We start from the raw sequence: 18649 nt of genomic DNA, 5'->3' as shown, positions 1-18649 counted from the left end.
CCATCGCGGTGAGTGGTCAACCACCGCCCGCGGCCGAGGTTGACCACTCACCGCCCCGACGCGAACCGCGCCAGGAGCCGGCGCAGGCCACGGACCAGCGGTGTCCAGCGGACCGGCGCCGCTCCGCCGCCGACCTCGGCGAGCGCCTTGGCGAGACTGTCCTCGATGAGCGCATCGTGGAGCGGACGGAACAACAGCGGCCAGGACACCCGGGCCATCGCGTGGGTGCGCATCGCCAGCGTGTGCCGCAGGACGCTGCCGCCGGTGTCGCCCCGGACGGTGAACTCATGGAAGCCCTCGAAACCGGCCGGCGCGGTGAAGACGAACCGGACCCACTGACCGGGAACATGGTGCGCCACCTCGTACCGGATCGGACCGTGGCCGCCGGCCGCCCCCGGGGCGAGACCGCGATCGAGACGCATCGCCGGCCAACTCTCATCGGGCCACAGCCGATCGTCCTCGCTCGCGAGGGTGTCGAGAAGGGCACCGACGACCGACGGAGGCACGGGCAGCCGACGCTCATGGACATTGAGCACGGCCATCGTCAGCTCCTCGTCCTCGACATCGGCGAGATCGCGGTCACGCTATCACCGAGGGCAGGACACGGAACGGAACCCGACTGCGGATGTGGTGCTACCGCACGAGTGCTTCAATGCAGTGAGACCCGTCACACGACCCGTCGTCGCCAAAGGAGCACTCATGAAGGTCCCGTTCAGTGTCCGCGACTTCCTCGATCGCGCGTACACGGTCTACCCCGACCGGGTCGCGGTCGTCGACGAGCCGAACCAGACCGCACCCTCGTGGGGCGAGCTGACGTATCGCGATGTGATGCGGCTGGCGCGCTCGCAGGCCGCGACCCTCGACGAGCTCGGCATCGAGCGGGGCGCCCGGGTCGCCTGTGTGTCCCACAACGCGGCCCGCCTGCTCGTCTCGTTCTTCGGCGTCTCGGCGTGGGGCCGCATCCTCGTGCCGGTCAACTTCCGCCTCGCCCCCGCGGAGGTCCAGTACATCGTCGAGCACAGCGGTGCCGAGGTCGTGATGCTCGACCCCGACCTCGCGCACCTGGCCGAGGCGATCGACGCACCGCACATCTTCGTGCTGGGCGAGGACGACGAGAAGATCTGGTCGAGCACCGCCGAACCCGAGCCGTGGGCGCCCGACGAGGACGCGACGGCCACGATCAACTACACCTCGGGCACCACGGCCCGGCCCAAGGGCGTGCAGTTGACCCATCGCGCGCTGTGGACGAATGCCACCGTCTTCGGGTGGCAGTCCTCCGTGAACGATCGCGATGTCTACCTGCACACGCTGCCGATGTTCCACTGCAACGGCTGGGGCCAGGTCTACGCGGTCACCGGCATGGGCGGGCGTCACATCGTGCTCCGCCAGATCGACGGTGCGGAGATCCTGAGGCGGATCGAGCAGCACGGCGTGACCTTCCTGTGCTGCGCGCCGGCGGTGCTCTCGGCGGTCCTCGATGCGCTGAAGGACTGGGACGGCCCGACCGGACGAGACCGTGTCCGCTGCGTCGTGGCCGGCGCGCCGCCGCCCACCCGCACGATCGAGCGGGTCCGCGAGGAGCTCGGGTGGGAGTTCATCCAGATCTACGGGCTCACCGAGACCGCTCCCCTGCTGACCATGAGCCGGATGCGCGAGGAATGGGAGGACGAAGAGCCCACCGAACAAGCTCGCCTCCTCGGGCGTGCCGGGGCCCCCGCCCTCTCCACGCAGATCATGGTGAACGACTCCGGCGAGATCCTCGCCCGCTCCAATACCGTGCTCGAGGGGTACTGGGACAACCCCGAGGCGAGTGCCGAGTCGCTCGCGGACGGCTGGTTCCATACGGGCGACGGTGGCACCTATGAGGACGGCCAGGTGACGATCCTCGACCGCAAGAAGGACGTCATCGTCTCCGGTGGCGAGAACGTATCGTCGATCGAGGTCGAGGATGCTCTCGCCTCGCACCCGGCCGTCCGCGAGGTCGCCGTCATCGGCATCCCCGATGACAAGTGGGGTGAGCTCGTCACCGCGCTCGTGGTGATCGAGGGCGAGGTCACCGATGATGAGCTGAAGGCCCATGCCCGCGAGCGGCTGGCCGGCTACAAGGTGCCGAAACGCGTCGAGTTCCGCGAGGAGCTGGCCCGCACAGCGACCGGCAAGCTGCAGAAGTTCAAGCTGCGCCAGGAGTTCTGGTCCGGTCGCGACCGCACCGTCAACTGATCTGGCACACTGCCGGTGATGAGCACTGACGGCGTTCGCCACCTGATCGAGCGAACGAGGACCGAGCAGACGCTGCCCGGTGCGGTGTGGGTGACGATCCGCGACGGCCGCGCGACCGTGGACTCCGTCGGCCACGAGCCCGACAGCGTCTTCCGCATCGCCTCGCTCACCAAGCCGCTCGTCGCGATGCTGACACTGTGCCTGGCCGATCGAGGCGTTCTCGCGCTGGACGACCGGATCGATCGCTGGTTGCCCGAGCTGTCCGGACGACGGGTGCTGCGGGCCCTGGGCTCCGACCTAGACGACACGGTGCCCGTCCGCCGGGCTCTCACGGTGCACGACCTGCTGACGATGGGGATGGGCTTCGGCTGGCATCCGGCCTTCGACGGCAGCCAGCCGCTCCAGCGGGCGATCACCGATCATGGCCTCGGGCCGAGCGCCTTCGCCCCGGCGATGGACCCCGCCACCTGGCTCGAGCAGGTCGGAGCACTGCCGATGATCCATCAGCCCGGCGAGGGGTGGCTCTACGACTCGTCCCACACGGCGCTCGGCATCTTGCTGGAGCGTACCGGTGGCGCCGACCTCGATGCGCTGCTCGCCGAGCACGTCACGGGGCCGCTAGGCATGGGCGAGACGACCTACACCCTGGACGAGCGGACGCTGCCGCGACTCCCGGCGCTCCTCACCGGCGACCCGCCCACGATCGAGCGTCCGGCCGGCGACCCGGAGGCGAACATCACGCCGGCGATCCGCGGCGGAGCGACCGGCCTCTTCTCGACCGCCGCTGATCTGACCCGACTGGCCCTCGCGTTCCTCGGAGAGGACACCGGACTGCCCGGAGGGGTGATCGACGCGATGCGCCAGGACCACCGCGCACCGGGTCAACGCGCGATGAGCGAGCTCTTCCTCGAGCCCGGCACCGGATGGGGCTATGGCGTGAGCGTCGACGTGCGGCCGCGGTACGGATCGACCGATCGCTTCGGCTGGTCCGGCGGCACGGGCACGACCCTGTTCGCCGATCCGCGCCGCCGCACGGCGGGCATCCTGCTCACCCAGGTGGGCTTCGACGCCGAGTTCATGTCGCCGCTCCTCAAACGCTTCTGGCAGCTCACCGCCTGAGAACGGGTCCTCAGGGGTGACGGGTCGCGGCGGCGTCGCTCGCGGCGAGATACGACAGACCGAAGGCCGAGAGCAGGCCATTGCCGGCGAGATAGCCGCCCGCTCCGTGGCCGGAGATCCCCACAGCCGCACCCCCGGCGGCGTAGAGGCCGGGGATCGACGTGCCATCGGCCTTCGTCACCCGCGCCTGCTCGTCCACCCGCAAGCCTCCCTGCGTGTGGAAGAGCGCCGGCTTCACGAACACCGCCCCGAAGGGCGGGGTGAGAGGCGTGGACCAGGTCCGTCGACCGAAGGGATCCTCCGCGCCGTCCGCGCCGGCCCGCGCCTCCTCCACGGTCTCGCCCAGACCCAGCCGGTCGACGCCGATCGCGTCCGCGAGCTCGTCGACGGTCGAGGCCCAGCGCACGCCGCCCGATGACACCACATCGCGGTAATCCTGGAACTCCAGGCACGCCTCATGGATGCGCTCGTCCAGCACGATCCACGCCTCGCCGTCCTGCGCATTCTCCAGCACCTGCGCGGCATACTCCGAATACCCCGTGGTCTCGTCGCCGAAGCGGCGGCCGGTGCGGTCGACGAGGAAGCCTCCGTGCATGACAGTGGCCCAGCCCGCGAGGGTCGCGGCGGGCATCGCCAAGGCGGCGTGGCCTTGATACGCGTCCAGGAATCCCGTCGCGGCGCCCAGCCGCTCGCCGATCCGCAGCGCATCACCCGTGGAGCCTTCGCTGCCGTGGTAGATCGCCTCGCTGATCTCGGGAATGTGGCGGCCGACGAGACCGGCATCCGCCCCGAATCCATTCGTCGCCAGCAGCACGGCCCGCGTCGGGATCCGCTCGGAACCGCCGGGACCCTCGATCGTGACCGCCTCGACTCCGTCGGGGCCGACCGCGACATCGGTCAGCCGCGCCGGGACCAGCAGGTCGATCAGCTCGGACTCGCGCACCCGCCGCAGCAGGTGCTGCAACAAGGCCCGTCCCGCACGTCCCTCGATGGAATGACAGCGCTGCACCGAGTGACCCGGGTAGTGGAAATCGGTCACCAGGGTCAGCGGCACCCGCAGGCTGTCGGCCATCCACTCCACCAGCGGTGCGCTCACCTCCGCCAACGCCCGGGTGACGACCGGATCGGCCTCGCCGCGAGTCTTGGCCTGCACATCGCCGATGAACGTGTCGACAGAGTCCTCGATGCCCTCCTCACGCTGCCAGCGGCTCCCAGCTCCCGGGATCATGGCCGTCGACATCGACGTGTTGTTGCCCGCGGCGAAGTGCTCGTTGCGCTCGACGACGAGGACCGACAGTCCCAGCTCCGCCGCACGGAGCGCTGCCACCAGACCGCCGCCGGCCCCCGCGACGACGAGGTCAGGGCCTTCGGCCTCCATGGTCATGCGGCGACCTCCGGCAGCATCGCGATCATGCGCAGCGCCACCGCGGTCGGGTCGACCAGCACGGCCGACTGGCCGGTGGTCGTCACATCGACCGCCGAGCACGCGTTGATGACCGCCTGGACTCCCAGGGAGCCCATCGTCTTCTCGACCGCCGCCGCCCAGATCTCGTCCTTCGCGATGTCCTCGACCGACAGGTGCATCACCGCGGTCGGCGTCGCCGGGACGCCGTAGACCCCGAGGCGGCGATCCAGTTCCGTGGCGATCGCGGCGGTGCGCGCCACCGCGCCCACGGTCAGCCCCAGCCCGCGCAGGTAGTGCGCGGTCGCCCGGCCGATGCCGTAGACCGGCAGCGGCAGGGCATCGGCGTGGTCGATCACCGGATCCAGGACGCAGTCGGGAAGGAATCCGTCGAATCCGGCCGGATCGACCGCGGCGAAGTAGCGGACCATCGCCTCCTCGGATGCCGTGATCGCCGCAGCGTCCTCCAAAGCCGTCGGCGCCGCGGCACCGACATTCCGCAGCTCGATCGACAGACCCGGCGGACACAGCCGGTCGTAGCGCGCCTGTCGGCGACCTACTTCCTCGTCACTCACATCGATAGGTGTGACCGCCAGCAGGCGCATCATCGTGCTCCTCTCACGTGTCCCGGCCCTAAAGGCCGAGATAGGCGTCGCGGACCCGAGAGTCCTCCAGCAGATCCCCTCCGGTGCCCTCCAGGACGATCGACCCGTTCTCGATCACATACGCGCGATCGGAGATGCCGAGGGCCTGCTTGGCGTTCTGCTCCACCACGAGCACCGACACCCCGGTCTCCCGGATCGCGCTGATCGCGGCAAGCACCTGATTGGCCAGATTCGGGGCAAGACCCACCGAGGGCTCGTCCAGCGTCAGGCAACGCGGCCGGGCCATCATGGCGCGGCCGATCGCCAGCATCTGCTGCTGACCGCCGGACATCGTGTCCGCCCGCTGGGCTCGGCGCTCGGCCAGGATCGGGAACAGGTCGAAGACCTCGTCCAAGGAGCCCTTGATCGACGCGTGCGGTTGCGTGTACGCGCCCATCTCGAGGTTCTCGGCGACGTTGAGGTTGCCGAAGAGCGCACGGTCCTGCGGCACGTGAACCAGCCCGGCCTTGACGATCTGGTCGGCACGCAGCGACCCCATGTCGCGGCCCTCGAACTGGACCGATCCCTTGGACGGCGACAGGATGCCGGCGAGAGCCCGCAGGGTGGTGGTCTTGCCCGCACCGTTGGCGCCGATCAGCGAGACGATCTCCCCCTCGCCGACGTGCAGGTTCAGGCCGTGGAGGATCTCCAGCTTCCGATAGCCGGCGTGCAGATCGTTGACTGTCAGAATCACGCGTAGTCCTCTCCCAGGTAGGCCTCGACCACGACTGGATCCTCGGTGACCTCGCGCGGATCCCCGAGCGCCAGTTGGGCGCCCTCGTGCATCACCAGCAGCCGTTCGGAGAGGGCCAGGACCGCCGCCATGATGTGCTCGATGAACATCACGGTCAGTCCCTCGCCGTGCAGTGTCCGCAGCAGTTCGATCATCGGGGCACGCTCGGCCGGCACCAGCCCGGCCAGCACCTCGTCGAGCAGGATCACCTGCGGGTCGAGGGCGAGCGCTCGGGCCAGCTCGAGTCGCTTCAAGGCTGCGGTCGGCAGGCTCGCCGGCATGGCGGTGGCATAGCGTCCGAGCTGCACGCGCTCGATCACGTCGAGGGCCTTGTGCCGGGCGGCATGCGGGGCGGGCGTGTGCTGGTGGGTCGCGATCATGACGTTCTCGAGCACGTTCATGCTCTCGAAGGGGCGCATGAGCTGGAAGGTTCTGACCAGCCCGGCCTTCGCCACCCGGTCCGCCGGCCACCCGGTGATGTCGGTGCCGTCGAAGACGATCCGGCCCTCCGTCGGCCGCTGCTCCCCCGCGATGAGCGAAAAGAGCGTCGTCTTGCCGGCCCCGTTCGGCCCCACGATCCCCAGGAACTCGTGTTCGGCGACCTCGATGCCGATGTCGTCCACCGCGGTCAGTCCGGCGAATCGCTTGGTCAGGCCCTCGATCGACAACAGGCTCGCGCCTCGCTCGCTCACTGGTTCTTCCTCTCGGTGATCTTGTCCTTGAGAGTCCCGTAGATGCCCTTGCGCATGAAGAGCACGATGACGATGAGCAGGACGGCGTAGACCGCGACATCCAGTCCCGAGACTCCCTGGAGGAACTCCAGATAGGACGGCGGGTCGCGCAGCAGCTCCTTGATGTACTCCGCGAGCGGGCCCACGATCAGCGCACCGACGAGCGGACCCCAGATGGTGCCGATGCCGCCGAGCACCGCGGGGACGATCGCCTGCACCGAGACGTGGGTGCCGAAGGCCTGCTCGGGACCCACGAAGAAGTAGTACTGCGCGTAGTAGGCGCCGGCGATGGCGGTCACGGCACAGCTGAGCATCACGGCCACCAGGCGCGTGCGCATGACATTGATGCCCAGCGAGGCGGCCGCCACCTCGTCATCACGTGCCGCCTGGACGTACCGCCCCGGCCGCGAGCGGGCATAGAGAATGGTGATGCCCAGGGCGATCACCAGGAGGGCACTCGGGATCCAGACGTACCAGTCGTTGCCCTGCCGGAACTGCATGTGCCAGAAGGACTCCTCACCCAGGATGGGCAGGCTCAGTCCGTCGGTCTTGTTGAGGAACTCCAGGTTCTGCGCCAGGAGCAGGAACATCTGCGCGAAGGCGAAGGTGGCCAGCGCGAAGTAGGCTCCCGCCAGCTTGTACCGCAGGCAGAGGAAGGCGATGAAGGTGCCGATCGCCGCCGCGAACACCGCGCCGATGATCATCGCGATCCACGGGGACAGCTCGTACTCGATCACCAGATAGGCATTGGTGTAGGCACCGACGCCGAAGAAGGCGGCGTGGCCGAAGCTGAACAGCCCGCCGAATCCGCTCATCAGGTTCCAGCCGACGCCCATGATCGCGAAGATCAGGGTGAGCACGAGGATGGACTCGATCCGCTCGTTGACGACCAGCGGGAGCACGGCGAGCACGACCGTCAGGACGCCCAGCGTGATGAGCGAGTTGCGCAGGTCCGTGTCCCGCAGCCGGGGATCGTCGGCCGCCACGCGGGACGGCTCGGTCTCTGTCTGCTTCATGGACGCACTCCGAACAATCCTTGAGGACGGAACAACAGCACCAGCACGAAGACCACGAAGACGAGCAGCAGCGCCCCGGTCCCCGGGAGGTACAGCGCGCCGATGGTCTGCACCAGCCCGATGATCAGACCGCCGGTGATCGCCCCCACCACCGAGCCGAGGCCGCCGAGCACGACGATGACGAAGGCGAGCACGGTGAAGCTCTCCCCGACCGTCGGGGTCAGGCTCGTGAACGGAGCAGTCAGACCGCCCGCGACGGCGACACAGGCAGCACCGATGCCGAAGGTCATGGCGTACACCCGACCCACGTTGACGCCGACCAGCGCGGCGCCCTGAGCGTTGGAGGCGACGGAGCGGATCGACATGCCGAAGGAGGTCCGTCGCAGTAGTAGCGTCAGGAGGACGGCGACGAGGAGCGCCCCGAAGAACGCGATCAGCCGCTCATAGGTCGCTACCGCGCCGAACACGCGCAGCGATCCGTCGACCGATCCGGGGACCGACACCGGGCGTCCGCCGAAGACCATCAGCAGCGTGTTGACGATCAGCAGCTGCAGCCCGAGCGTGATCAGCAACGGTCCCTCATGGCTGCCCTCCGTGGTGAGCTTGTTCAGCAGCAGCCGTTGGACGAGGAAGCCGAAGCCGAACATGAGCGGCACCGCGATGAGCGTGGAGAGGTACACCGGGATGCCGGCGCTCGTCGTCAGCGCGTACACGAAGTACAGGGCCAGCGTCAGCATCGCGCCGTGGGCGAAGTTCACCACGCCCAGGACGCCGAAGATCAGCGTCAGGCCGATCGAGACGAGCGCGTACACACCTCCCAGCAGCAGTCCGCTGACGATCGACTGCGTCACGAGGCCGGAGTCTCGGTTGCCGAAGAGATAGATCGCGGCCAGCGCGAGGATCACGATCCCCGCTGCCAGGAGCGGCGATCGAGCCTGCTGTCGCCAGGGACTCGCGGCCGAGGTCGATTCGGCCGCGTTCGCGTGCTGCGGCATGGGTGGTGGCCCTTTCGAAGTGGTGGGGGACGGACGGCGGATCAGCGCGTCGGGAAGGTCAGATCGGCCGTCTTGAACTCCTCGGGGAAGACCTGCTGGATCTGGCCGTCGGCGATCTGGGTGACGATGACGGTGGCGTTCTCGTTCTCCCCGTTCTCACCGAAGGTGATCGGTCCGTCGAAGGCGAGCAGCGGATCGTCGACCTCGATATCGGCGATCGCGTCGCGGACGGCGCCCGGGTCGGTGTCGCAGCTCTCCTGCAAGGCCTCGGCGATGACCTCGACGGCCTGGTAGGACAGCACGGCGGCCGTCTCCATGGGCTCGCCGGCCTCTTCCTCGAAGCGCGACCGGATGTCCTCGACCCGCTCGTTCTGCATGTTGTAGTGGTAGTTCGCGCTGAGGATGCCGTCGCCCGCGGTGCCCGCGTCACCCGGGAACGAGGTGTTGTCGAAGGCGCCGTTGGCGATGCCGTAGACATCGACCTCCGAGCCCAGCTGCTGGAGCGCCGAGGCGATCAGGAGGCTGTCGGGGTAGTACCCGGTGACCACGACGATGTCGGGATCGCTGGACAGCGCACGCGAGACGACCTGGGTGGCGTCGGAGAAGTTGGCGGCGGCGTAGGTGACCTCGTTGACGTCGATGCCGTCCGCGGCCGCCTTCTCCTCGAAGGCGCTGAACACGCTTTCGCCGAAGGCCCCCTCGATGTGGATGTAGGAGACCGTCGACAGTTCCTCGCCGGCCTCCTCGAAGATGCCCTCGAGGGCCGTGGCGCCGTCCTCGCCCATGCTCGAGGCATTGGGCTGGATGCGGAAGGAGTTCTGGTAGCCCTGTTCGAGGATCGCGTCGTCGACGGCGACATCGATCACCAGCGGCACACCGGCGCGCTCGGCGACCGAGGCGACATTCTGGGTCACATCGCTCTGGTAGGTGCCGATGAGGGCGACGGCTCCGCTGTCGACGAGGCGCTGCGCCTCGGTCTGACCCGTCGCGGCCGTGCCCTGGCTGTCACCGGTCGAGAGGGAGAGCTGCGCTCCGTCGAGGCATTCGATGCCACCGGCCTCGTTGATGTCCTCGACGGCCAGCTTGGCTCCCGCGCTCATCAAGGCACCTTCGCCGGCGAGGGCACCCGTCAGCGGGTGGACGGCGCCGATGACGATCTCCTCGTCTCCGCCACCGCCACCGCCGCCCGAGCAGGCGGCGAGGACGACGCAACTGGCCACCGCGGCTGATGCGAGGCTGAGCTTCTTCTGCATGGTTGTGCCTTTCCAGCCCGGGGAGACCGGGTTTCTCCTAGCGAAACAACGATTGCGCTTGGCTGACGGCTCTGGCGTGTTGACGATCACACCCGACGTCACGCGAGACAGTATTACACGTTCTTCGTGGAGCTATCCAGAGCCCTTGCGAACCTTTTACACGTTCGATACAGTTTCTCTCAGCGGAACACACCGACGAAGGAGCTCGCATGTCAGCACGTTCGAGGACCTCATCAGGTACCTCAGGGGGTACCGAATCGGCCGACCGCGTCGCCGACGTGCTTCTGCTCTTCGCCCAGCGCGATCGACCCCTCGGCGTCACCGAGATCGCCCAGAACCTCGATCTGAGCAAGGCCGTGGTCCACCGCATCCTGCAATCGCTGACCTCGCGCTCCCTCACCTGGGTGGTCCCCGGCGAGTCGACCTATGTACTGGGCCCCGCCGCGACCACACTCAGCACCCGCGCGTGGAGTCAGATCGACCTGCGATCCCTGGCCGCGCCCATGTTGCGACGCCTGCGCGACGACACCCAGGAGACCACCACCCTGTCGGTGCTCATCGGCATGCAGAGGCTCTACCTCGACCAATATGAGAGCCCTCGGGAGATCAAGATGGTCGTGCAGCTGGGGTCCCAGCACGCGCTGCATTCGGGGGCGTCGAGCCGTGCGATCCTCGCCTTCCTCCCCGATGCCGTCATCGACCGCGTCATCGCCCAGCTGGTCGAGGCGCGCCCCGAAGTCGACGAGCAGGAGTTCCGGAAGAACCTCGCCCAGGTACGCGAGCAGGGATTCGCCGCATCGGTCAACGAGCGCGGCACCGGGTCGGCCTCCATCGCCGCTCCCTTCTTCGACATGAGCGGCCATGTGCTCGGCTCCATCAGCGCCTCGGGGCCCGCGACCCATTACGGCGTCGAGTCGCACCCCGAGGACGTGCCCCGCGTGCTCGCGGCGGCCCGCGCGATCAGCTCCAAACTCGCCGGACGGGGTCGCTGACCGGTGTCCGATCCCCTTCGCTCTTCCCCGCTCGCCCGGTCCTTCCTCTACGTCCCGGCGGACCAGCCCGCACTCTTCGACAAAGCCAGCCGCGGTCCCGCCGATGCGATCATCCTCGACCTCGAGGATGCCGTGCCCCTTCCCGCCAAGGACGAGGCTCGCACCGCGCTCAGCGCCTGGCTGTCCGAACCGTCCGCCCCGTCGGCGGCCGAGACCTGGGTCCGGGTCGATCCGGAGAACGCGTCGGCCGACCTGGAAGCAGCCGTGCACCCGGGCCTCAGCGGGATCTTCGTGGCCAAGTGCACCGCCGAGACCGTGCGGGAGATCGGCGACCAGCTCAGCGAACGGGAACGTCGGCTGGGACTCGCCGCCGGGCGGATCCGCATGATCGGTCTCATCGAGAGTGCCGCGGCCCTGCGCGATCTGACCACGATCGCGCAATCGCCCCGCGTGACCACGTTCGCCGTCGGGGAGGTCGACCTGCTGGCGGACCTGCGCATCGAGCGACGCCCCGACACGGCACCAGTGATCGACGGACTGCGGACCAGCATCGTCGTGGCCTGCGCAGCCGCCGGACTCACCGCGCCCGTAGCCCCCACCTCGACGGACTATCGCGATCTGGACACCTTCCGGGCCACCACCCACGCGCTCTCGGGAATCGGCTTCCGCTCCAGGACCGCCATCCACCCCGCCCAGGTGCCGGTCATCCACGACGTCCTGACCCCGTCGCCGGAGGCCGTGGAGAGCGCCCGGGCCGTCGTGGACCGCTTCGAGCGGGCCAGCGGCGGAGTCACCACCGACGACCGGGGTCGGCTGATCGACGCCGCAGTGGTGCGCGGAGCCCGCGAGATCCTGGCTCGATCGGCCCGCGCAACCTCGCACTGACGCCATGGAAACGTCGGCGGGGAACCGGACCACCGGTCCCCGCCGACGTCTTCGTTCAGGACGAGGCCGCGGTCCGGCGCACGTACTGCCCCTGCGGCTCGCCGACGATGTGCTCGTCGCGCAGCACCGCCTGCCCGCGCAGGAAGGTGTCGGTCACCTTGGCGGTGAGACCGAATCCCTCGAAGGGCGTGTACTCCTGCGTGGACAGCGAGTCGTCCGCGCGCACCGTGTACTCGACATCGTCGTCGACCAGCACGAAGTCGGCGTCCAGTCCGACCTGCAGGTCTCCCTTGCCGGTCAGGCCGAAACGCTCGGCCGGGACCTGGGCGGTGAGCTCGGCGATCCGGTTGTAGCTGAGACCTCGCTTGCGTCCCTCGCTGATCAGCCCGGGCAGCAGGTACTCCGCGCCGCCGAAACCGGACTTGGCCACGAAGACATCGTCGCGGGGCTCGCCGAACTTGGCCTCCTCGCGGCAGCAGGCGTGGTCCGAGCAGACCCAGGACACATGGCCGGCCAGCAGGTGCTCCCAGAGCGCCTCGACATCATCGGCCGACCGCAGCGGCGGATTGACCTTGCCGCCGAGGTTCGCCGTCTCATAGGTCGCCAGCAGGTGGCCGATCGTGACCTCACGGCGGAAGTTGATGTGCGGGAAGGTCTGCTGCATCATCATCGCCGCCTCGATGGCCTTGCGCGAGGTGAGATGGAGCAGATTGATATTCGGCAGCTCGGTCTCGTGCGCCAGGTACGAGGCGATCGTGATCGCCAGACCCTCCGAGTGCGGCGGCCGCGACGCGCTGTACGCCTCGAGACCGCTCAGCTTGCCCTCCTGCTCGACCAGCTTGGTGTAGGCCGACATGATCTCGGGCGTCTCGCAGTGCAGGGACAGCGACAGCCGATCCTTGTCCTGCGGGAACTGCTCACGCGCCTTCTGCAGCCCGCGCATGATGAACTCGAAGTGGGCGATGTTGTAGGTCTGATCCTCCGGGATCATCAGGAAGTCACGCTGGCTCGATGAGCGCCCGTGCAGCCCGTGACTGCCGTAGAACATGAAGATCTTGAACGAGGCGACACCGTGCTCCTCGATCAGCTCGGGGATCTCGTCGATGTGCTCGGCCAGGATCGGCGCCAGGTGGAAGGCGTAGTCGATGTACGCCCGCCCCTCGGTCTTCTCCAGCACCTCAGGGAAGACCTCGCGATAGGGGCCGGTGCGGTTCAGGTAATAGGCGCCGGTGCGGATGTAGCTCAGGCTGGTGGTCACGCCGCCCTGGGCCGAGGCACGGCTCTCGCTCCCGGCGTCCTCGCCGAGCTCGTTGTAGATGCCCCAGTGCTGGTGCGCGTCGACGACACCCGGGAAGACGTACCTGCCGGAGCCGTCGACGGTCTCCGCGGCGCGCTCGGGCGCGATGTTCTCCTCGAAGGCGGCGAACACACCGTCCTTCACCGCGATGTCGAGACGTTCGGGAGCCGGCTGTCCGGCACGCACGACGAGGGCATTCTTGACGACCACATCAAACTCGGTCATGGAGGGGGTTCCTTTCGCAGATCTGTCGGTTGGCGATTCGGGTCATGTCGCATCCACGCGCGTGAGCGGCTCGAGGAGGACGCCGAGATCGGCATGGGTATCGAGGGTCTGTGCCGCGGCGGCGAGCGCATCGACCGCCGCCTCGTCCAGGCCACGGGACGCGTTGTCGCGAAACTTGCGGGTGAGCTCCTCGAAACTGAGCGGACGCTGCGGCCCGCCTCGGGTGGTCAGCACCTCCTCGACCACGCTGCCACCATCCCGCAGACGGGCGGTGAGGACAGCCGGGAACTGACGCGGGAAGATCTCCGTGCAACGCGCATCGGCGACGACCTTCACCTTGGCCATGATCGCCCGGCGCGCGTCGTCGCGGGCCAGCTCATCGGTGTAGTCGTCGAGTCCGGCGCCCAGGCCTCCGCCGCCGAGCAGACCGACCGCGACCGCGTACGGCCCGCTGAACTGCGCCATATAGCCGGTCTCGGGATTCTGCTTGACCTCCAGCGGCTCGCCGATCGTGCGCAGGTTCGGCGCGGGGACGCCGAGCTCGAAGGAGGCGACATCGTCGGGGACGATGCCCCGGTTCCGCAGGGCCATCGCGGCGTCGACGGCCGCGTGCGTGAAGTGATTGGCGGGATAGGGCTTGAAGAAGATGCCGGGCACCGCCCACTCGCTGCCCAGGCCCGCGACGACGGCCTTCTCGTCGACCGAGCCATGTAGCCACGCCTGGAAGAAGCCGAAGCGTCCCTCCAGCACCGTCGGGGGCCCGGTGAGCCCGTGCCGGACGAGATCGGCCGCCGAGACCGCCGCATGCGCCGCCCACCCGCAGTGGATGCGCTTGACGGTTCCGCCGGTGCGATTCGCCTCGATGATCCCGGAGGACATCGACGCCGCGACTCCGAGGGCATTGCGCACGGCACCGGCATCGCCGTCGAGCAGGGCCGCGGCGACCGCACCGCCCATGGCGCCGCAGATCGAGGTCGCGTGCTGACCGTGCTCGAAGAAGATCGAGTTGCCCGCCTCCTCGTCGTAGCCCGCCATGCCGAGGCGTACGCACACCTCCAGCCCGACGGCGATCGCGCGGATCACCTCGGCCCCGGTGGCGCCGACGCGCTCGCCCGCGGCGAGCGCTGCGGGCACCACCGCCGCACTCGGATGGAGCACGGAAGGCAGGTGGGTGTCGTCATAGTCGAGCGAGTGCGCGAGCACGCCGTTGACGAAGGCCGCCAGCGGCGCCGGCAGACGGGTGGGCACGCCCACCGCTGCCGCCACGGGCGAACCTCCCTGCTCGATCGCCCAGGCGCGCGAGGCCCGGCTGGTGTCCAAGGGGGCCGCGGCGACGGCGATGCCGAGTGTGTCGAGGATGCGCATCTTGACGCTCTCCACGACCTCGGCCGGGAGATCCTCGAAGCGTGTCCCGTGGGCGAACTCGGCCAGCTCCTCAGCCAGGGTCAGCTCGCTCATGTCGCCACCGCCTGAAAGAAAAGCACGATAGGCCGACGGCGACATGAGATGAACCCGATCGTTCGCTCGCTACGCTCGCTCATGTCGCCACCGCCTGAAAGAAAAGCACGATAGGCCGACGGCGACATGAGATGAACCCGATCGTTCGCTCGCTACGCTCGCTCATGTCGCCACCGACGTCAGCGCGAGCGGACGCACGGGCGAACCCGTCGCCCCGAAGATGTTGAGCGGCGCCAGCACGAAGGTGAAGACATACGCGGAGGCGTCCCGCAGCGGCTCCAGGTCCATGGCCTCGATGATGTAGATCCCCGACTCGACCAACAGGACCCGATGAGCGGGGAGCAGCGCGTGGCCGCCCTGGGGCGCGAGCCGCTCGAAGGCGATGGTGTCGGCGCCGACGGCATGCGGAGCCCGGTCGGCCAGCCACCGTCCACCCGCCTCGCCGACACCGGGGACTCCCGTCTCCTTGCCGACATAGGCCGCGCCCTCGCTGAAGCGACGCCCCCAGCCGCTGCGGACCAGGATCACGTCGCCGGGCTCGGGGCTCACGCCCTGCCGCGCCGCTGTCGCCTCGAGATCCTCGACGGTGATCTCGTAGCCACCGTCGAGGATGTCGACCCCGTGATACGAGGCCACGTCCAGCATCAGCCCCCGGCGCACCATCGGCGCGATCGTGTGGACACCGTGCTCGACGTACTTGCCGTCGACCAGGGCATCCTCGACGGCGAGCCCGCCGTGCAGCTTGCCCTCATGGGACACGTGCGCCAGCGCGTCGATGTGCGTGCCGACATGCGTGCCCATGCTCAACATGTCGTTGGCGGCGCTTCCGCCGTCGCTGCGCCGCATATCGCCATGGCGACGCGGGAACGAGTGCCAGAAGTGGGGATGGTTGGGTGATTGCGGCATGCCCACCGTGAGCTGGCGTCCGAGATCGAGGACCTCGACTCCTTCACGGACGGCGGCGAGCAATGCGTCGGTCATCGAATGGCCCTTTCCTCGCGGAGCGCGTTGATCTCATCGTTGCTGTAGCCGAGCTCGGCCAGGACGGCGTCGGTATCGTGGCCGATCTCGCGGCCGGTGAAGCGGATGCCACCGGGGGTCTCGCTCATGCGCCACAGCAGGTTGTGCTGCAGCACCGTGCCGAGGTCCTCGTCGGGGACCTCGGTCAACATCTGGGTCTCGCGGACATGGGGGTCCTCGACCAGGTCCCGCGCGTCGTAGACCGCCGCGATGGCCGCGCCGGCCTCGGTGAAGGCCTCGATCACGTCGTCGCGACTGCGCTGCGCGATCCACGATCCGACATAGTCGTCGAGCAGGTCGACATGGCGGGCGCGACCGTCGCCGCTGGCGAACCAGGGCTCGTCGATGACCTCGGGATGGCCGACGAGCGTGAGTACCCGCTCGGCGATCTTCTGCGCACTGGTCGAGATGGCCACCCAGTCGCCGTCGGCGGTCTGGTAGGTGTTGCGCGGGGCGTTATTGGTCGACCGGTTGCCGTGACGCTGCTCGATGATCCCGAGCTGCTCGTAGACGGTGGGAGCGGGGCCGACGGCCGTCATGATCGGTTCGAGGATGTTGATGTCGATGACCTGGCCGCGGCCGGTGCGCTCGCGATGCCACAGGGCCATCATCGCCGCCGAGGACGCGCTGATCCCGCAGATGCTGTCCGCCAGCCCGAAGGCCGGAAGGGTCGGCGGGCCGTCGGCCGCGCCCGTCAGGTGCGCGAAGCCGCTCATCGCCTCGGCCAAGGTGCCGAACCCCGCGCGTCGCGAGTACGGCCCGGTCTGGCCGAAGCCGGTGATCCGCACGATGACGAGCCGCGGGTTGATCTCATGGAGCTCCTCCGGTCCGATGCCCCACTTCTCCAGCGTGCCCGGACGGAAGTTCTCGATCAGCACGTCCGCGGTGGCGGCGAGCTCGCGGAAGACATCGCCTCGACGCGAGAGGTCGAGAGTGATCGTGCGCTTGTTGCGGCTGATCTCCTTCCACCACAGCGGGATGCCGTCCTTGCTCTTCCCGTGCCCGCGCATGCTGTCCCCGCGTTCGGGATGCTCGACCTTGACGACCTCCGCACCGTGATCACCCAGGATCTGCGCACAGAGAGGACCCGCGAGAATCGTCGCGGCGTCGATCACTCGCAGCCCCTCAAGAGCACCTGACGTTTCTCTCAACGAAACACTACTCACTCGGGCGACCTTACCGTGACCTGCGTCGCAACGGAAGAGGCGGTTCGCCGTAGTCCCTTATTTGCTCACTAAGCACAGAGATATCCGCGACAGAGATGTTGACCACCGAGAATCAGAGTGCGACCATCAGGGCCATGGACGCCTCTCAATCGTTTCTCTCAGCGGAACACACGAAGAGCGCCGTGAGTGCCGTGGCGGAGATGGCCGTCGCCCTGCGCCGCACCGGACCAGAGCCGGCCCTCACCGACCGTGTTCGGCTCCTGCTGACCGATCTCGTCGGCGTCACAGTGGCCGGACTGCGGACCCGGGAGATCACCGCGCTGCGAGAGACCGCCACCTCCACTCACCGCGATATCGGCGACGACCTGCTCGTGTCGGCGATCGCCGCCTGCATGCTCGAGCTCGACGAAGGCAACAAGTACGCCACCGGACACCCTGCGGCGCACGTCGTCTTCGCGGCACTCGCCTCGTGCGGCCCGGAGACGACCGGAGACGAGCTCGTCACCGCGATCATCGCCGGATACGAGATCGCCGCGCGCTTCGGCTACGCGACCCGGCGCGATCCGCGCTGGCACACCCACGGCCACTGGGGGGCCACCGGAGCCGCCGCGGCAGCGACACTGCTGCGCGGCGGCGACGCATCCCAGGTGGCAGCGGCCATCGATGCGGTCGGAGGACTTCTGCAGGTAACCCCGTGGTCCACCGTGCTGGCGGGAGACTTCACGCGCAATCTGTGGATCGCGCGGGCCAACAGCGCGGGCCTCGACGCGGCGCGGCTGGCCATGGCGGGACTGGTCGAGAACCAGGGGTCCATCCGCCACTCCCTGGGGGAGATCGTCGGCGAGCTCCATCCCGCCTTCCTGACCGAGGATCTCGGACGCCGCTGGCTGGTTCACGAGGGCTATCTCAAGCTGCATTCCTGTTGTTCCTATACCCACGCCGCCGTCGACCTCGCCCTCGCCCTCCGCGAGCACTGGGAGGACCCCGCCGACATCGCCGAGGTACACGTCGCCATCCACTCGCTCGCCGCACCGCTCTTCCAGCGGCACCCGCACAATCGACTGTCGGCGATGTTCTCACTGCCCTTCGTCGTCAGCACCGCGGTGGTCAGCGGGCGGGTCACCCCCGATGTCATGGACCCGGCGTCGCCGGCCTTCGCCAGTGCCGAGGCCTTCAGCGAGCGCGTCACGGTCGAGGCCCGCAGCGACCTCGACGCCGAGTTGCCGCATCGACGCATCGCGGAGGTCGAGCTGATCGGCGTCGACGGGACCGTCGTGTCGGCCGCGCAGTCCAATCCCGTCGGGGACACGGCCCACCTGCCGCTCGATACCGATGCCGTCCTCGAGAAGCTGGGCGGCCTCATCGGCCCGACGGACGCGCAGCTCGTGCGCCGTGTCATCGATCAGCTGCCCGGCGCCACGCCGGCATGCGCGACCCTGGAGCAGCTGCGACCGGTGTGGGGCTGCCTGCCGATCGGCTGATCTCAGCTCACC

The 18649-nt window shown here is 68.6% G+C and carries 17 protein-coding genes; 5 read left to right on the top strand and 12 right to left on the bottom strand.

Annotated features, from left to right (window positions below; genetic code table 11):
• Window positions 1-47 precede the first annotated feature (47 nt).
• On the bottom strand, window positions 48-542 hold the full coding sequence (locus JL108_RS17480) for a hypothetical protein (RefSeq protein ID WP_205199408.1): 495 nt from the start codon (window positions 540-542) through the stop codon (window positions 48-50).
• A 157-nt stretch (window positions 543-699) separates the two neighbouring features.
• Between JL108_RS17480 and JL108_RS17475 the strand changes: the two genes are divergently transcribed.
• Together JL108_RS17475 and JL108_RS17470 are read left to right on the top strand one after the other, a co-directional pair.
• Window positions 700-2220 carry an AMP-binding protein gene (locus JL108_RS17475; RefSeq protein WP_205199407.1) on the top strand — a complete coding sequence of 507 codons (1521 nt, stop codon included), beginning with the start codon at window positions 700-702 and terminating at the stop codon, window positions 2218-2220.
• An 18-nt stretch (window positions 2221-2238) separates the two neighbouring features.
• Window positions 2239-3339: a serine hydrolase gene (locus JL108_RS17470; protein WP_205199406.1), complete on the top strand. Its 1101-nt coding sequence runs from the start codon at window positions 2239-2241 to the stop codon at window positions 3337-3339.
• A gap of 10 nt (window positions 3340-3349) precedes the next feature.
• Here the strand turns inward: JL108_RS17470 and JL108_RS17465 are convergent, their stop codons facing one another.
• Genes JL108_RS17465 through JL108_RS17435 form a run of 7 tightly spaced genes read right to left on the bottom strand, consistent with a single transcriptional unit; the run spans window position 3350 to window position 10113 of the window.
• Complete coding sequence (locus JL108_RS17465) at window positions 3350-4723, bottom strand: FAD-binding protein (protein ID WP_240191449.1); 1374 nt, start codon at window positions 4721-4723, stop codon at window positions 3350-3352.
• On the bottom strand, window positions 4720-5349 hold the full coding sequence (locus JL108_RS17460) for a hypothetical protein (RefSeq protein ID WP_205199405.1): 630 nt from the start codon (window positions 5347-5349) through the stop codon (window positions 4720-4722). The genes JL108_RS17465 and JL108_RS17460 overlap by 4 nt, the downstream gene beginning before the upstream one ends.
• 25 nt (window positions 5350-5374) lie before the next feature.
• Entirely contained in the window at window positions 5375-6079 is a 705-nt protein-coding gene (locus JL108_RS17455; protein WP_307837313.1) for an ABC transporter ATP-binding protein, read from the bottom strand.
• Window positions 6076-6810, bottom strand: a complete 735-nt coding sequence (locus tag JL108_RS17450) for an ABC transporter ATP-binding protein (protein WP_205199404.1) — start codon at window positions 6808-6810, stop codon at window positions 6076-6078. Before JL108_RS17450 ends, JL108_RS17455 begins: the two co-directional genes overlap by 4 nt.
• Complete coding sequence (locus JL108_RS17445) at window positions 6807-7865, bottom strand: branched-chain amino acid ABC transporter permease (RefSeq protein WP_205199403.1); 1059 nt, start codon at window positions 7863-7865, stop codon at window positions 6807-6809. The genes JL108_RS17450 and JL108_RS17445 overlap by 4 nt, the downstream gene beginning before the upstream one ends.
• A complete protein-coding gene (locus JL108_RS17440; RefSeq protein WP_205199402.1) occupies window positions 7862-8860 on the bottom strand; it encodes a branched-chain amino acid ABC transporter permease in 999 nt (332 codons plus the stop codon). The genes JL108_RS17445 and JL108_RS17440 overlap by 4 nt, the downstream gene beginning before the upstream one ends.
• 41 nt (window positions 8861-8901) lie before the next feature.
• The gene (locus tag JL108_RS17435) at window positions 8902-10113 is read right to left on the bottom strand and encodes an ABC transporter substrate-binding protein (protein WP_143913675.1); all 1212 of its coding nucleotides are present in this window, start codon (window positions 10111-10113) and stop codon (window positions 8902-8904) included.
• 209 nt (window positions 10114-10322) lie between these two features.
• On the opposite strand from JL108_RS17435, the gene JL108_RS17430 reads away from it, so the two are divergent.
• On the top strand, window positions 10323-11105 hold the full coding sequence (locus JL108_RS17430) for an IclR family transcriptional regulator (RefSeq protein WP_205199401.1): 783 nt from the start codon (window positions 10323-10325) through the stop codon (window positions 11103-11105).
• Window positions 11106-11108: 3 nt separating this feature from the next.
• Window positions 11109-11990: a CoA ester lyase gene (locus JL108_RS17425; protein ID WP_205199400.1), complete on the top strand. Its 882-nt coding sequence runs from the start codon at window positions 11109-11111 to the stop codon at window positions 11988-11990.
• 55 nt (window positions 11991-12045) lie between these two features.
• On the opposite strand, the gene JL108_RS17420 is transcribed toward JL108_RS17425, so the two are convergent.
• The 4 genes from JL108_RS17420 to JL108_RS17405 all read right to left on the bottom strand — a co-directional run bounded on the left by JL108_RS17420 (window position 12046) and on the right by JL108_RS17405 (window position 17156).
• Window positions 12046-13512 (bottom strand): dihydroorotase family protein, encoded by a 1467-nt coding sequence (locus tag JL108_RS17420; RefSeq protein WP_205199399.1) that lies wholly within the window; start codon window positions 13510-13512, stop codon window positions 12046-12048.
• A 42-nt stretch (window positions 13513-13554) separates the two neighbouring features.
• A complete protein-coding gene (locus JL108_RS17415) occupies window positions 13555-14970 on the bottom strand; it encodes an MmgE/PrpD family protein (RefSeq protein ID WP_205199398.1) in 1416 nt (471 codons plus the stop codon).
• A 162-nt stretch (window positions 14971-15132) separates the two neighbouring features.
• On the bottom strand, window positions 15133-15951 hold the full coding sequence (locus JL108_RS17410) for a cyclase family protein (protein WP_205199397.1): 819 nt from the start codon (window positions 15949-15951) through the stop codon (window positions 15133-15135).
• Window positions 15948-17156 (bottom strand): CaiB/BaiF CoA-transferase family protein, encoded by a 1209-nt coding sequence (locus tag JL108_RS17405; protein ID WP_205199396.1) that lies wholly within the window; start codon window positions 17154-17156, stop codon window positions 15948-15950. Before JL108_RS17405 ends, JL108_RS17410 begins: the two co-directional genes overlap by 4 nt.
• Window positions 17157-17338: 182 nt before the next feature.
• Here JL108_RS17405 and JL108_RS17400 point away from each other — a divergent pair, with 182 nt between their 5' ends.
• Window positions 17339-18637 (top strand): MmgE/PrpD family protein, encoded by a 1299-nt coding sequence (locus JL108_RS17400; protein ID WP_205199395.1) that lies wholly within the window; start codon window positions 17339-17341, stop codon window positions 18635-18637.
• Window positions 18638-18649: the final 12 nt, after the last annotated feature.

The sequence above is a fragment of the Aeromicrobium sp. YIM 150415 genome, from assembly GCF_016918125.1.
GTDB lineage: Bacteria > Actinomycetota > Actinomycetes > Propionibacteriales > Nocardioidaceae > Aeromicrobium > Aeromicrobium piscarium.
This window is presented reverse-complemented; position numbering and strand designations above follow the sequence as displayed.

Coding starts and splice junctions, on each gene's coding strand:
- JL108_RS17480 (WP_205199408.1), bottom strand. CDS start 542: ATGGCCGTGCTCAATGTCCATGAGCGTCGGCTGCCCGTGCCTCCGTCG.
- JL108_RS17475 (WP_205199407.1), top strand. CDS start 700: ATGAAGGTCCCGTTCAGTGTCCGCGACTTCCTCGATCGCGCGTACACG.
- JL108_RS17470 (WP_205199406.1), top strand. CDS start 2,239: ATGAGCACTGACGGCGTTCGCCACCTGATCGAGCGAACGAGGACCGAG.
- JL108_RS17465 (WP_240191449.1), bottom strand. CDS start 4,723: ATGACCATGGAGGCCGAAGGCCCTGACCTCGTCGTCGCGGGGGCCGGC.
- JL108_RS17460 (WP_205199405.1), bottom strand. CDS start 5,349: ATGATGCGCCTGCTGGCGGTCACACCTATCGATGTGAGTGACGAGGAA.
- JL108_RS17445 (WP_205199403.1), bottom strand. CDS start 7,865: ATGAAGCAGACAGAGACCGAGCCGTCCCGCGTGGCGGCCGACGATCCC.
- JL108_RS17440 (WP_205199402.1), bottom strand. CDS start 8,860: ATGCCGCAGCACGCGAACGCGGCCGAATCGACCTCGGCCGCGAGTCCC.
- JL108_RS17435 (WP_143913675.1), bottom strand. CDS start 10,113: ATGCAGAAGAAGCTCAGCCTCGCATCAGCCGCGGTGGCCAGTTGCGTC.
- JL108_RS17430 (WP_205199401.1), top strand. CDS start 10,323: ATGTCAGCACGTTCGAGGACCTCATCAGGTACCTCAGGGGGTACCGAA.
- JL108_RS17420 (WP_205199399.1), bottom strand. CDS start 13,512: ATGACCGAGTTTGATGTGGTCGTCAAGAATGCCCTCGTCGTGCGTGCC.
- JL108_RS17415 (WP_205199398.1), bottom strand. CDS start 14,970: ATGAGCGAGCTGACCCTGGCTGAGGAGCTGGCCGAGTTCGCCCACGGG.
- JL108_RS17410 (WP_205199397.1), bottom strand. CDS start 15,951: ATGACCGACGCATTGCTCGCCGCCGTCCGTGAAGGAGTCGAGGTCCTC.